The following is a 12088-nucleotide window of genomic DNA, read 5'->3' as shown; positions in this document are numbered from 1 at the left end:
AAGGGTTAATGGGATCAACTTCCGGACGATAACCCCTTCTCCGCCACAGCGATACATCGCAAAAATTCTACCGCGAGTTTACCGGCTATTAACCCTAACGGTTCGATAACGTCTGAAAAGGTGGGTCGTTTCCGGAGCCTATGAACCGCATGTCAACCGCAGCTATCAAGACGGGTCTCGCGATCACGGCGGCAGTGCTGTCGATGTTGCTCAGCGGTTGCACAAGCTATCAGCCGGCGCCGAAGGCTTTCAGCGAAGCCACCATCCAACCCTATCGCCTCGACAGCGGCGATCGCCTGCGCATCAACGTCTTCGAACAGGCGGGCCTCAGCGGCACCTATACGGTCGATCAGGCCGGATATGTCGCCTTCCCGCTGATCGGCACGGTCGCCTCGCGCGGCAAGACCCTGCCCGAGCTCGAAGGCATGATCGCCGCCAAGTTGCGCCAGGGGTACCTGCGCGACCCCGACGTGACGATCGAGGTCGATCGCTACCGTTCGGTCTTCATCATGGGCGAAGTCGGCCAGGCTGGACAATATGCCTATGTGCCAGGGATGACCGTGCAGAATGCGATTGCGGTCGCTGGCGGTTTCTCGCCGCGCGCCAACCAATCCAACGCCGACATTACCCGGAAGATAAACGGCCGCATCATCACCGGCCGGGTTCCGATCACCGACGCGGTTCTCGCCGGCGATACGATCTACATCCGCGAACGGCTGTTCTGATCTCGATGCAGCCACAGCGTCCCCTGCGCATCATTCATTGTTTCAGGTCGCCGGTCGGCGGAATTTTCCGCCATGTGCGCGATCTCGCCGAGGCGCACGCTCGCGCCGGCCACGAGGTCGGCATTCTCTGCGACAGCACCACCGGGGGTAGCCACGAGGATTCACTGTTCGACGAGATCCGGCCCTACCTGGCACTCGGCCTCGTCCGCATGCCGATTCACCGCTCAATCGGGCCGTCGGATTTTGCCGCGCTGTGGCGCGGCTACAAGGAAATCAGAAGTTTGCGACCGGATGTGTTGCATGGGCACGGCGCCAAGGGTGGCGCCATAGCCCGCCTCATCGGTTCAGCCTTGCGGGTCAACAGGTATCGCGTAGCCCGCCTCTATTCACCGCACGGAGGGAGCCTCCACTATCGCCGCCGCTCCCTGATCGGCCGGCTCGTCTTCCCGCTGGAACGGGTCCAGGAGCGGCTGGCGGATGCGCTCGTTTTCGTCTGCGACTTCGAACGCCAGACCTACTTCACCAAAGTCGGGGCGCCACACGTCCGGCACGAACTGATCTACAACGGCATAGACGACGGGGAGTTCGAAGTGATCTCCCCCCGGCCGGATGCGGCCGATTTTCTCTATATCGGCATGATGCGGGACCTGAAGGGTCCCGATTTGTTTGTAGAGGCCTTCGCGCGGACCGAACGCCTCGTCGGACGACCCCTGTCCGCATTGATGATCGGCGACGGCCCGCAACAGCAGGAATATGGCGAACTGATGCTGCAGCAGGGCCTCAGCCGCCGCATCAAGATGCAGCCAGCCATGAAGACCCGCGAAGCATTTACGCTGGCGCGCAACGTCGTCGTTCCCTCGCGCGCGGAGTCCATGCCCTATATCGTCCTCGAAGCGCTCGCGGCGAGAAAACCGGTCATCGCCAGCCGTGTCGGCGGCATCCCGGAGATACTTGGGCCCGACAGCGGCGCGCTTGCAGAACCGGCCGACGTCCAATCGCTGGCCACCATCATGGCGCGCTCCATCAGCGAAAAGGACTGGGCGATGCGAGTCATGCCTGAGCCGAACACGTTCAAATCGCGCTTCGCCGCTTCGGTCATGTCGTCCGAGATGCTGGACCTCTATCGGGAATTGTGCCGTTACCAGCCATCCACGGATAGCGTGTCATCTACAACGTAAGCGTTTCTTAGTGGCTTTCTGCTATCCGGGCGGAGGAACTTCAGCGCCGGAAGACAGCCATGAACAAGATTGATCGCCCGGGTTCATTCGATCCGGAAGTGCTTCGCAAGAAGATTTCGGAGATCCGCGCCCGTGCACCCGGCGAGATGCCGAGCGACGGGCCGACCGCGGAACTCAACCCGCTGGCACGCCAAATCGCCGAACAGTTCCGGGCCGACACCTATTCGCCTGCCATGATCATGGGGCTGATGCGGCTGTTCGAGTTCAGCGCACTCTTTGCCATCGGCTACGCGATCAACGCACTCTATGTTCAGCCCGCCCTCGACCACTTGCCGCTCTATCTGGCGATCCTGGTGGGGGGCTCGGCTCTGGCGGTTGCCGCGATGCAGATTGCCGATACCTACCAGATCCCGGCTCTGCGTGCCTGGCTACGCGCGATGCCGCGTATTCTCGCGGCCTGGGCGGCCGCCTTTGGTGGCATCGCCATCGCCCTCTTCTTCCTGAAATCCGGCCACCAGTATTCCCGCGTCTGGTTCGGCGGCTGGTTCGTCGGTGGCGCGCTCTTTCTCGTCGCGGAACGCGCTTTCATCGCCTATTCCATCCGTCACTGGGCCCGCAACGGCACAATGGAACGGCGCGCCGTCGTCGTTGGCGGCGGCCAGCCGGCGAAGGACCTGATCCGCACGCTTGAGGATCAACCCGACAACGACATCCGTATCTGCGGCATTTTCGACGATCGCGACGAGCGGCGCTCGCCCAACGTCATCGCCGGTTATCCGAAACTTGGAACGGTCAACGAACTCGTGGAGTTCGCGCGCCTGGCGCGCATCGACATGCTGATCATCTCGCTGCCGCTGACGGCCGAAAAGCGCATTCTCGAGCTCCTCAAGAAGCTCTGGATCCTGCCGGTCGACATCCGACTCGCCGCCCACGCCAACAATCTGCGCTTCCGACCGCGCAGCTACTCCCATGTCGGCGACGTGCCCATGCTCGACATTTTCGACAAGCCGATCGCCGACTGGGACTCGGTCGCCAAGCGCGGCTTCGACATCTTCTTCAGTCTGGTCGCGCTGGTGCTTCTGTGGCCGATCATGCTGGGCGCCGCCATTGCCGTCAAAGCCACCTCTCCCGGCCCGATCATCTTCAAGCAGAAGCGGCACGGCTTCAACAACGAGACGATCGAGGTCTACAAGTTCCGCTCGATGTATACGCATATGAGCGACCACTCGGCACGCAACGCCGTGACCAGGGGCGACCCTCGCGTAACGCCGGTCGGCCGCTTCATCCGCAAGTCGTCGATCGATGAGTTGCCGCAGATTTTCAACGTGCTGAAAGGCGAACTGTCGCTCGTGGGGCCGCGCCCGCACGCCGTGCTGGCACAGACCCAGAACCGGACCTATTCCGACGTCGTCGAAGGCTATTTCGCGCGCCATCGCGTCAAGCCCGGCGTCACCGGTTGGGCGCAGATCAATGGCTGGCGCGGCGAGATCGACAATGACGAGAAGATCCGCCTGCGCACGGCCTTCGATCTCTACTACATCGAAAACTGGTCGTTGCTCTTCGATCTCAGGATCCTGTTCCTGACGCCGTTCCGTCTCCTCAACACCGAGAACGCCTATTGAGCGCCGTCGAGACAGGCCGGTTTCCGATCGCTCGTCCCCAGCTTGCAGCGCTCTCGCTGCTCGGCTCGGGCCTGGTGGCGGTCGCCGTGTTTCTTTCCGGCTTCGTCATCTTCGAGCCCGCGCCCTACGAATTGTTCCTCGTCGCACTCATCGGCCTCTGGGCACTCTTCGGTCTCAAGATTTCACGGAGCGTCGCGCCCCTGCTCACGCTTCTGACGCTGTTCATGGTGGGCGGCATTCTGTCCTTGACGGTCATGGTCGACCTGACCAAGGGGCCGATGTACATGGCGGTTTCCGGCTTTCTTGCGCTGTCGTCGATCTTCTATGCTGCGATCATAGAAGATCGTCATGAGCGGCTGAGGCTCATCTTCAATGCGTGGACGGTCGCGGCCATCATTACCGCGCTGCTCGGCATCCTCGGCTATTTCGGCGCCGTTCCGGGCGCGGAGAACTTCACGCTCTACGGTCGCGCCAAGGGCGCCTTTCAGGACCCGAACGTATTCGGCCCGTTTCTCTCGGTGCCGGCCATGTATCTGATTCACGGCATCCTGACGCAGCCGATCCAGAAGGCGCCGCCGAAGATAGCCGCATTGCTGATCCTCGCCCTCGGTGTCTTCCTGTCGTTTTCGCGTGCCGCCTGGGCGCTCAACCTCTTCTGCGTCGTCGCCTTCGTCTTCGTCATGCTGCTTAGGGAACGCAGCGGCCTCTTTCGTCTCAGAATCCTCGTCCTGGCGCTCGTGGGCGCCCTCCTGGTCGTCGGCGCGCTTCTCGCCGCCCTTCAATCCGAGCAGGTCGCAACGCTCTTTTCCAGCCGATCGCAGCTCGTGCAGGATTATGACGGCGGGCACCTCGGCCGTTTCGATCGCCATCGACTGGGCTTCCTGATGTCGATGGAGAAGCCTCTCGGCATCGGCCCCATGGTCTTCAGCACGATCTTCCCCGAAGACGAGCACAACGTCTGGCTGAAGTCGCTGACGTCCTATGGCTGGCTTGGCTTCATCAGCTATGTGACGCTCATCATCTGGACGCTTTCACTCGGCTTCCGCTTCCTGCTGCTCAATCGCCCCTGGCAAACCTACCTCATGATTGCCTGGGTTGCCGTCCTCGGCCATGTCGGCGTTGGCAACGTCATCGATACCGATCACTGGCGCCATTTCTACCTGCTCCTCGGAATCATCTGGGGATGTGCCGCCCTCGAATATCGCCATCGCCGGCAAACGCGTGCCGGCTGGAGCTCCTGATCATGGAACACTTCGTTCCGGGCCGGCGACCGGCCCTCCCCTTGCGCCTCCTTCAGGTTCTGGAACCGAGCGGTGGCGGCTCGGGCAGACACTTTCTCGACCTCTGCCGCGGCATGCACCAACGCGGGCATCATGTGGAAGCGGTGTATTCGCCGGTGCGCGCTGAGGACGGTTTCGTGCGCGAGTTGAAGGCGGTCGGTTTGCCGGCCATCCATGCCGTCAACATGAAGCGGGCGCCGGGTCCGTGGGATCTAGCCTCCTTCCTCGAACTGCGGCGCATCATTCGCGGCGGCGGGTTCGACATCATCCATGGCCATAGCTCCAAGGCCGGCGCGCTGACCCGGATCCGGCTTCCCGGTCCGCACATTCCCCGCCTCTATACCCCACACGCCTTTCGCACCCTCGATCCCAGGCTCGGCCGCGGCGGCCGGCTGATCTATGGCGCGATAGAATGGGGCCTTGCCCGCTTCTTTACCGACCGGCTCATCTGCGTTTCCGAAGACGAATACCGTCACGCCCTATCGCTGCATATGCCCGAGGATCGGACGTCGGTGATCGTCAACGGCGTTACCCCGCCCTCATGCGACATGGCGCAAACGATTCGCGCCAGCTTCGGGATCGCGCCAGATGCCTTCGTCTTCGGCTTCATCGGCCGGCTTTCGGCGCAAAAGGCGCCGGAGCGTCTCATCGCCGCCTTCAAGAGCGTCGCCGCTTCGGTGAACAATAGCCATCTGGTGATGGTCGGCGCCGGTGAACTCGAAGGGACCTTGCGCAAGGCGATCGCCGAAAGCGGACTGCAGAACCGCATGCACCTGACCTCGGCCTTCGCCGGACCACAGGCCGCACCGGCTTTCGATCTTCTGGTCATGCCGAGCCGCTACGAAGCCATGTCTTATGTGATGCTGGAAGGGGCGGCCGCCGGCAAACCGATCATCGCCACCGATATCGGCGGAGCCCGCACGGTCATCGAGGATGGCCAGAACGGCTTCATCCTGCCGAACAGCGACGACACGTCACTGCTTGCGAAGACGATGGTCAAGGCAGCCGCAGCGGAGATTTTCGAAAAGCTGTCTGCCGTCGCGCGGAGCCGAAAACAACGCTTCACCCTCGATGTGATGCTCGATCAAACCGAGACGCTCTATAAGAGGACGGCCATCAGACGCCGTGTGCCAGCAATCCTTCAGCCGGCGGAGTAGCGCGGATAGAATAGAAGTGGAAAACAGATCAATCGCTCTATGGGGGATCGAGGATTGAGAAAATGGTCGGAGCGGCGGGATTCGAACCCACGACCCCTTGACCCCCAGTCAAGTGCGCTACCGGGCTGCGCTACGCTCCGAACCGAAGAAACCCCTATATAACCAGCGCTTAGAGCGCAAGCGGGAATTTCGAAGTCGGCGTGAAAAAGAAATGTCCGGAGTGGAAAAGCGGACCCGGCAGGGTTCGGTGAGGAAATCGATCCGATTATCTCGGCCATCGCTCCTCAGATCGACTCTGGTGCGCCGCAATGGAACCTTCACCAAACCTGAAATCGCGTCGCTCGAAACGTTGTCCCTAACGCAACGTGAGCTTGCCATCACAACCGATTTGAGGGACAGTTTGGTACTGGCCCTTGAGGCCTGGAGCCTCCCCTCATAGGAGAAAACCATGCCTCTTAAATCTCTGATGGCCGTGGCCGCACTCGTCGTCCTGACCCTGTCCGGATGTGCGACGTCCGGTTCGACCAACACAACCTACGCGCAGTGGACCGGCCCCTATCCGCAGCCTGATGTTTCCGCATCGAGCCCCGGTGGTTTCCGTATGTCCTACTAAAACGCGGCACCTGTAGGGTAAGCGACAGAACGCGAGCCCAGTGAGGCGCCCCTCAATCGCTCGCGTCCATGCATAGGTGGGTTGCCCTCTTGCCCAGGGCCGAAGCACTTGGGTGCGGGCCGCCCGCCAATCTCCCAAACCGACGATCGAACGAATGTTCGCCGATAGCTCCGGTTGGCTGGCAGCAATGCGTCCCACAACCGCGCAAGCGCCACGCCTGCGTTACCACTGAATTTCTTTAAGGCCATCAAAGCGTTGCGCGTTGTCGACCAGGCATGCGCCTCGCAGGCGATCGCAGACGGCCTCAGCGCACCTGGTCGAGCAGGCGCTTGCATTCCAGGAGATCGTAGAGCGCCTCCTGAAGCAGGGCGCGATCTTCCTTGCCGACAGACGACGATTTGCCGAGAGAGATTTCCGGCACGTCGTCGCTGCCGCCGCCAAATGAGAAGAAGCGGCGGCTCGCCGGCGCCTTGGCGCGGCCGACGATCTGGTCCTCCTCCGAAACGCCGGCCTTGGGCGGCGCCGGTTCCTCGTTGCTCGATGCCGCAAGCGCCTCGACGGTCGCGAGATCACCGCTGGCAATGGCGGCAACGAACTTGTTGCCGTTGGTCTTCAAAAGCTTCTGCACGCCCTTGATGGTGTAGCCGTGGTCATAGAGGAGGTGCCGAATACCCTTCAGGAGATCGACATCCTCGGGTCGGTAATACCGTCGACCGCCGCCGCGCTTCATCGGCTTGATCTGCTGGAAACGGGTTTCCCAGAAGCGCAGAACATGCTGCGGCAGATCGAGATCGTCGGCGACCTCACTGATGGTGCGGAAAGCGTCCGGGCTCTTTTCCATGTGGCTCCCAATCCATGTCACGCGACTCACGCTCGCAAGCCGCAATGAACCGATATCATACCGATGATGGCACGAATCAGGTCCATTTCAACGGCTTATGGATGGGTTTTCAACCACATTTGTGGCAGACGCCGTGACTTCACGCGACGGGAGATACCGGCTTCTGCTTGGCCCTGCGGCTAAGATGGGCCTTCAGCACCCGTTGCTTGAGCACGTTGGACGCCTTGAAGGTCATGACACGCCGCGGCGAGATCGGCACTTCCTCGCCGGTCTTCGGGTTTCGCCCGATGCGCTCGTTCTTGTCGCGGACCTGAAAAGTCGCGAAAGAAGACAGCTTCACGCTCTCGCCACGCACGATTGCGTTGCATATTTCGTCAATGACGGTTTCCACCAGTTCGGCAGACTCTGTCCGCGACAGACCTACCTTGCGAAAAACCGACTCAGCCAAGTCCGCCCGTGTTACTGTTTTTCCGCTCATCTTCCCCCACCAACGTCTGGTACGCCGATCAGCGTCCGAAGACTATTGCCCTTACCTTTTGCGGTCAAGCGCCTGTTGCTTAAGCAATTTCTTTACCAGCGGAGGAGCACGGAGCCCCAGGTGAAGCCACCCCCCATGGCCTCGAGCAGGACGAGGTCGCCCTTCTTGATCCGCCCGTCGCTTGCCGCCGCATTCAAGGCCAGCGGAATGGAGGCAGCAGACGTGTTGCCATGCAGATCGACCGTCACCACAACCTTGTCGAGAGGGATGCCGAGCTTCTTGGCGGAGCCGTCGATAATGCGTCGATTGGCCTGGTGCGGCACCAGCCAGTCCAGATCGTCCGCGGTCGTTCCGGTCGCCTCGAAAGCGGCCTCGATCACGTCGGTGATCATGCCGACCGCGTGCTTGAAGACTTCGCGGCCTTCCATCTTCAGATGGCCGACCGTGCCCGTGGTCGAAGGGCCGCCGTCAACATAAAGCTTGTCGCGATGGGCACCGTCGGAGCGGAGCTTCGCCGTCAGCACGCCACGGTCGGCATTCGTGCCCTCGCCCTCTTGGGCTTCCAGGATGATGGCACCGGCGCCGTCGCCGAAGAGCACGCAGGTCGTCCGGTCGGTCCAGTCGAGAATGCGCGAGAACGTCTCCGAGCCGATCACCAGAACGCGCCTGGCAAGCCCGCCGCGGATATAGGCGTCGGCCGTCGTCACCGCATAGACGAAACCGGAGCAGACGGCCTGCAAGTCGAAAGCCGCACCATGGCGCATGCCAAGGCGATCCTGGATGTTGACGGCCGTTGCCGGAAAGGTGTTGTCCGGTGTCGAGGTCGCCAGGATGATGACGTCGATATCGTCAGGCGTGAGCCCGGCATTGGCGAGGGCCGCGCGGGCAGCGCCTTCGCCAAGAGACGCGGTGGTTTCGCCCTCGCCGGCGATGTAGCGCTGCCGGATGCCCGTGCGCTGCACAATCCACTCATCGGACGTATCGACCTTGGATTCCAGCTCCTGGTTGGTAACAACGCGCTTCGGCAAGGCTGCGCCGAAGCCGCGAACGACGGAACGGATCATCTATTCAAACCTCATCATTCATGCCGGCGGAAAGGGCCTGGGGCGGTTCCGCACCATGGTACTTCGCCAGATCGAGCTCGATCTTCGACTTCAGGCCATTCTTCACCATGTCGTAGCCGACATCGATCGCGGCTGCGAAACCCTCGGCATCCGCACCACCATGGCTCTTGATCACGACGCCATTGAGGCCAAGGAATACCCCGCCATTGACCTTCCTGGGATCCATCTTCTCGCGCAGACGATCGAATGCGCCCTTCGCCAGGATGTAGCCGATCTTGGCAAGCAGGGTACGCGACATTGCAGCGCGCAGATATTCGGCAATCTGGCGCGCGGTGCCTTCGGCGGCCTTCAGCGCGATGTTGCCGGAAAAACCTTCGGTCACGACCACATCGACCGTTCCGCGGCCGATGTCATCACCCTCGACGAAGCCGTAATAGTCAAAGCCGTCGATATTGGCTTCACGGATCAGGCGGCCAGCTTCTTTGACCTCCTCCTGTCCCTTGATTTCCTCGACACCGACGTTGAGAAGACCAACCGTCGGCCGTTCGATCTCGAAAAGCGCCCGCGCCATGGCGCCGCCCATCAGCGCGAAGTCCATGAGTTGCTGTGCATCCGCGCCGATCGTCGCCCCGACGTCCAGCACGATGCTTTCGCCCTTCAGCGTCGGCCAGATGGCGGCGATCGCCGGACGCTGGATCCCCTGCATCGTGCGCAGACAGAAGACCGACATGGCCATCAGCGCGCCGGTATTGCCGGCCGAAACGACGACATCCGCCTCGCCAGCGTTGATCGCGTCGATCGCCTTCCACATGCTCGATTTTCCGCGGCCGCGGCGAAGCGCCTGGCTCGGCTTCTCGTCCATCGCGACGGCGATCTCGCAGTCATGAAAAGTGCTGCTGGCCTTGAGCTTCGGATATTTTTCCAGGAGCCCCGCGCATTGCGCCTCGATGCCGAACAACACGAACTTGATGTCCGGATGACGTTCGAGCGCCCTTGCGGCGCCCGGGATGACGACTTCGGGACCATAGTCGCCACCCATCACGTCAAGTGAAATTCTGACCACGCGTGTCTTATCCTTCATTTCTGCCACACAACACGTACCGTCGTGGCGCACTCACCTGGGACGCAATGACGATACATATTGCTTCTGACGCTTGAGCCAAGCACGCGGCAGATCGCTTCGCGGCTCTTTTGGCCGGTTTGGGGCCAAAATACTGCTTTTCCTTTGCGTGACAACCGAATTGTAGAGGAGGCTTTCAGAGCCTCAGTCCTTTTTCCAGTCCTTCAGAACGGCAAAGGGGTTCGGCTTCTTGTCGTCCGCTGCCGTGCTCTCGATGCGCGCGCCGAAAGTGGCGCCAGGCTTGCGCGGATAGGGATCGATCGCAAGCGCCACCTGCTCGCTGACGACGACGCCGGCATCGATCGTGTCACCGGTGAAGGTGTCGGGAATGTCGGGACCATCCGGATCGAGAATCATCTCGCCGCCGTCGTTGCTCGCCTGGCGGGCGAGCCGCGATCCCTCGGGTACTAGGATCACTTCGACCGGCTCGTGGATGTCGGCTTCGACGGGCTCGAGCGTCACCACGCAGCTTTGCACGATGCGGGCCGTGACATCGCCCTTGATCTTGATGCCATCCTTCTTCCAGCGCGCGATTTGCAGGTCAGCGCCGAGCGACAGCACATCGTCGACACCCCAGAGCTGCGCGAGCGCCGCACGCTCGCGCTCGTTTGCGGAAAGCTTAACGCTGACAGCGTTCGCCGAGATATGTCCCACCCTCACCGGATAGGAGAAGGCCGGCTGGCCATCGTCTTTCATGATCGGATCCTTCCTCGCCAGGGCGATTGATGCCGCCCAGTCGCGAATGCAGCCGTCGCCCGTATTCGGGTTTGCGACGCTGTTATCTCTTAATGACCGCTCTATTAAGCTCCAGCGGACGGAATCTGCAACTGACCGGTCTCGACGACCTCTTCGCCGACGTCGGCGAGTTGTGCCTCCACGGTTAGCAGATAGGTTGCAAGCGCCTCCATCGCGGGCGCGGCATCGCCCCCTTCCGGGTGGAAGTTGCGCTTCAACGCCGCCGCAAGGGCGGCCCTGTCCTTTGCCTCCAGCGCAGCCGCATAGGATTCGAGGCGACCATAATACATGCCGGCCAGCCTCTTCATCTTCTTCGGAACGCCGGCATCGCCCACGCCAAGTTCGCGGATCGAGTGATCGACGTCCTCGAAGAAAGCGTCGATGATCTCCTGGGCGATTTCCTGCCCGGGCCTTGCGGAGGCGCGTGTGCGGCGGAAGTAAAGGATCAGCATTGCCGACAGCATCTCGAAACGCCCCATGACCGTGTCCGGCACATCGAGGTCGGTATAGAGATAGGGTTGGCGTGCGGCCGACGTCAGCAGCGCATACTGCCGTTCGACAATCGCCGTATTGCCGCTTTTTCTTTTGAACAGTCCAAAAATCATCACAAAGCTCGGGCTTGGCTTTCTCGAAATGCGCGCAAGCGCCCATCCCGTTGTTGCATGACAGCCGAAGCTGGTTTACCGAAGCAGGCACGAATTGCAATGGCGGATCTGCCATCGTTTCTCCAAGGGGAGCTGTCGTTGACGAAGCGGTATTTGAGAAAAAACTTTAAAACCCTCGGCCGCGTGGCGGTCGTAGCTACCATCGCCGGTCTCACCCTTTCAGCCTGCCAGTCCGCCAATGTCGGTGAAGTCCTTCATCAAGGTTACGTGGTCGACCAGGAAACGCTAAATCTCGTTCCGGTTGGCTCCAGCCGCGAACAGGTGCTGCTGTCGCTCGGCACGCCCTCGACCACCGCGACCTTCGACAACGAAGTGTTCTACTACATTTCGCAGACCCGCAAGCGTCCCGTCGCCTTCATGAAGCCCAAGTTGATCGACCAGTCGATCCTTGCAGTCTACTTCGACAAGGAAGGCACTGTCAGCCAGCTTGCGCATTATACTTTGAAGGACGGCAAGGTCTTCGACATGCTGTCACGCACGACGCCGACCGGCGGCAAGGAAACGAGCTTCCTCGGCCAGCTTCTCAGCGGACCGGGCGCCGGACAGGCTGCCGCAAAGAGCCTGTTCAAGGACTTCGGCAGCAAATAGTTCACCCATCACAAAGCAAAAG

13 protein-coding genes and 1 tRNA gene are annotated in these 12088 nt (G+C 61.3%); 7 read left to right on the top strand and 7 right to left on the bottom strand.

Going from position 1 to position 12088, the window contains the following annotated elements:
• Positions 1-149: 149 nt before the first annotated feature.
• From ACQ5BM_RS05185 to ACQ5BM_RS05165, 5 genes are read left to right on the top strand one after another with little or no spacing between them, the layout of a single operon-like run.
• A complete protein-coding gene (locus ACQ5BM_RS05185; protein ID WP_113536971.1) occupies positions 150-725 on the top strand; it encodes a polysaccharide biosynthesis/export family protein in 576 nt (191 codons plus the stop codon).
• Positions 726-730: 5 nt separating this feature from the next.
• A complete protein-coding gene (locus tag ACQ5BM_RS05180) occupies positions 731-1903 on the top strand; it encodes a glycosyltransferase family 4 protein (protein WP_429808651.1) in 1173 nt (390 codons plus the stop codon).
• A gap of 59 nt (positions 1904-1962) precedes the next feature.
• Entirely contained in the window at positions 1963-3525 is a 1563-nt protein-coding gene (locus ACQ5BM_RS05175; protein WP_429808648.1) for an undecaprenyl-phosphate glucose phosphotransferase, read from the top strand.
• Positions 3522-4766, top strand: a complete 1245-nt coding sequence (locus ACQ5BM_RS05170) for an O-antigen ligase family protein (protein ID WP_429808645.1) — start codon at positions 3522-3524, stop codon at positions 4764-4766. Before ACQ5BM_RS05175 ends, ACQ5BM_RS05170 begins: the two co-directional genes overlap by 4 nt.
• Before the next feature lie 2 nt (positions 4767-4768).
• A complete protein-coding gene (locus ACQ5BM_RS05165; RefSeq protein WP_429808642.1) occupies positions 4769-5962 on the top strand; it encodes a glycosyltransferase family 4 protein in 1194 nt (397 codons plus the stop codon).
• A gap of 63 nt (positions 5963-6025) precedes the next feature.
• On the opposite strand, the gene ACQ5BM_RS05160 is transcribed toward ACQ5BM_RS05165, so the two are convergent.
• Positions 6026-6102, bottom strand: a tRNA-Pro gene (locus tag ACQ5BM_RS05160).
• 308 nt (positions 6103-6410) lie between these two features.
• Between ACQ5BM_RS05160 and ACQ5BM_RS05155 the strand changes: the two genes are divergently transcribed.
• A complete protein-coding gene (locus ACQ5BM_RS05155) occupies positions 6411-6575 on the top strand; it encodes a hypothetical protein (RefSeq protein ID WP_429808640.1) in 165 nt (54 codons plus the stop codon).
• A 304-nt stretch (positions 6576-6879) separates the two neighbouring features.
• On the opposite strand, the gene ACQ5BM_RS05150 is transcribed toward ACQ5BM_RS05155, so the two are convergent.
• From ACQ5BM_RS05150 to ACQ5BM_RS05125, 6 genes are all read right to left on the bottom strand, one after another.
• Positions 6880-7416, bottom strand: a complete 537-nt coding sequence (locus ACQ5BM_RS05150; RefSeq protein WP_057252555.1) for a MerR family transcriptional regulator — start codon at positions 7414-7416, stop codon at positions 6880-6882.
• 139 nt (positions 7417-7555) lie between these two features.
• Positions 7556-7894: an integration host factor subunit alpha gene (locus tag ACQ5BM_RS05145; protein WP_113536913.1), complete on the bottom strand. Its 339-nt coding sequence runs from the start codon at positions 7892-7894 to the stop codon at positions 7556-7558.
• A 92-nt stretch (positions 7895-7986) separates the two neighbouring features.
• Positions 7987-8958, bottom strand: a complete 972-nt coding sequence (locus ACQ5BM_RS05140; protein ID WP_429808636.1) for a beta-ketoacyl-ACP synthase III — start codon at positions 8956-8958, stop codon at positions 7987-7989.
• 4 nt (positions 8959-8962) lie between these two features.
• A complete protein-coding gene (gene plsX / locus ACQ5BM_RS05135) occupies positions 8963-10021 on the bottom strand; it encodes a phosphate acyltransferase PlsX (RefSeq protein WP_429808634.1) in 1059 nt (352 codons plus the stop codon).
• A 201-nt stretch (positions 10022-10222) separates the two neighbouring features.
• The gene (locus tag ACQ5BM_RS05130) at positions 10223-10774 is read right to left on the bottom strand and encodes a YceD family protein (RefSeq protein WP_429808631.1); all 552 of its coding nucleotides are present in this window, start codon (positions 10772-10774) and stop codon (positions 10223-10225) included.
• A gap of 104 nt (positions 10775-10878) precedes the next feature.
• Positions 10879-11418 (bottom strand): ubiquinol-cytochrome C chaperone family protein, encoded by a 540-nt coding sequence (locus ACQ5BM_RS05125; protein WP_429808628.1) that lies wholly within the window; start codon positions 11416-11418, stop codon positions 10879-10881.
• 138 nt (positions 11419-11556) lie between these two features.
• Here ACQ5BM_RS05125 and ACQ5BM_RS05120 point away from each other — a divergent pair, with 138 nt between their 5' ends.
• The gene (locus ACQ5BM_RS05120) at positions 11557-12066 is read left to right on the top strand and encodes an outer membrane protein assembly factor BamE (protein WP_429808626.1); all 510 of its coding nucleotides are present in this window, start codon (positions 11557-11559) and stop codon (positions 12064-12066) included.
• The last annotated feature ends 22 nt before the right edge of the window (positions 12067-12088 follow it).

It is taken from the genome of Ensifer sp. B1-9, assembly GCF_050474445.1.
In the GTDB taxonomy this organism is placed as follows: Bacteria; Pseudomonadota; Alphaproteobacteria; order Rhizobiales; family Rhizobiaceae; genus Ensifer.
This window is presented reverse-complemented; position numbering and strand designations above follow the sequence as displayed.

Coding starts and splice junctions, on each gene's coding strand:
- ACQ5BM_RS05180 (WP_429808651.1), top strand. CDS start 731: ATGCAGCCACAGCGTCCCCTGCGCATCATTCATTGTTTCAGGTCGCCG.
- ACQ5BM_RS05155 (WP_429808640.1), top strand. CDS start 6,411: ATGCCTCTTAAATCTCTGATGGCCGTGGCCGCACTCGTCGTCCTGACC.
- ACQ5BM_RS05140 (WP_429808636.1), bottom strand. CDS start 8,958: ATGATCCGTTCCGTCGTTCGCGGCTTCGGCGCAGCCTTGCCGAAGCGC.
- ACQ5BM_RS05125 (WP_429808628.1), bottom strand. CDS start 11,418: ATGATTTTTGGACTGTTCAAAAGAAAAAGCGGCAATACGGCGATTGTC.
- ACQ5BM_RS05150 (WP_057252555.1), bottom strand. CDS start 7,416: ATGGAAAAGAGCCCGGACGCTTTCCGCACCATCAGTGAGGTCGCCGAC.
- ACQ5BM_RS05185 (WP_113536971.1), top strand. CDS start 150: ATGTCAACCGCAGCTATCAAGACGGGTCTCGCGATCACGGCGGCAGTG.
- ACQ5BM_RS05175 (WP_429808648.1), top strand. CDS start 1,963: ATGAACAAGATTGATCGCCCGGGTTCATTCGATCCGGAAGTGCTTCGC.
- ACQ5BM_RS05165 (WP_429808642.1), top strand. CDS start 4,769: ATGGAACACTTCGTTCCGGGCCGGCGACCGGCCCTCCCCTTGCGCCTC.
- ACQ5BM_RS05130 (WP_429808631.1), bottom strand. CDS start 10,774: ATGAAAGACGATGGCCAGCCGGCCTTCTCCTATCCGGTGAGGGTGGGA.
- ACQ5BM_RS05145 (WP_113536913.1), bottom strand. CDS start 7,894: ATGAGCGGAAAAACAGTAACACGGGCGGACTTGGCTGAGTCGGTTTTT.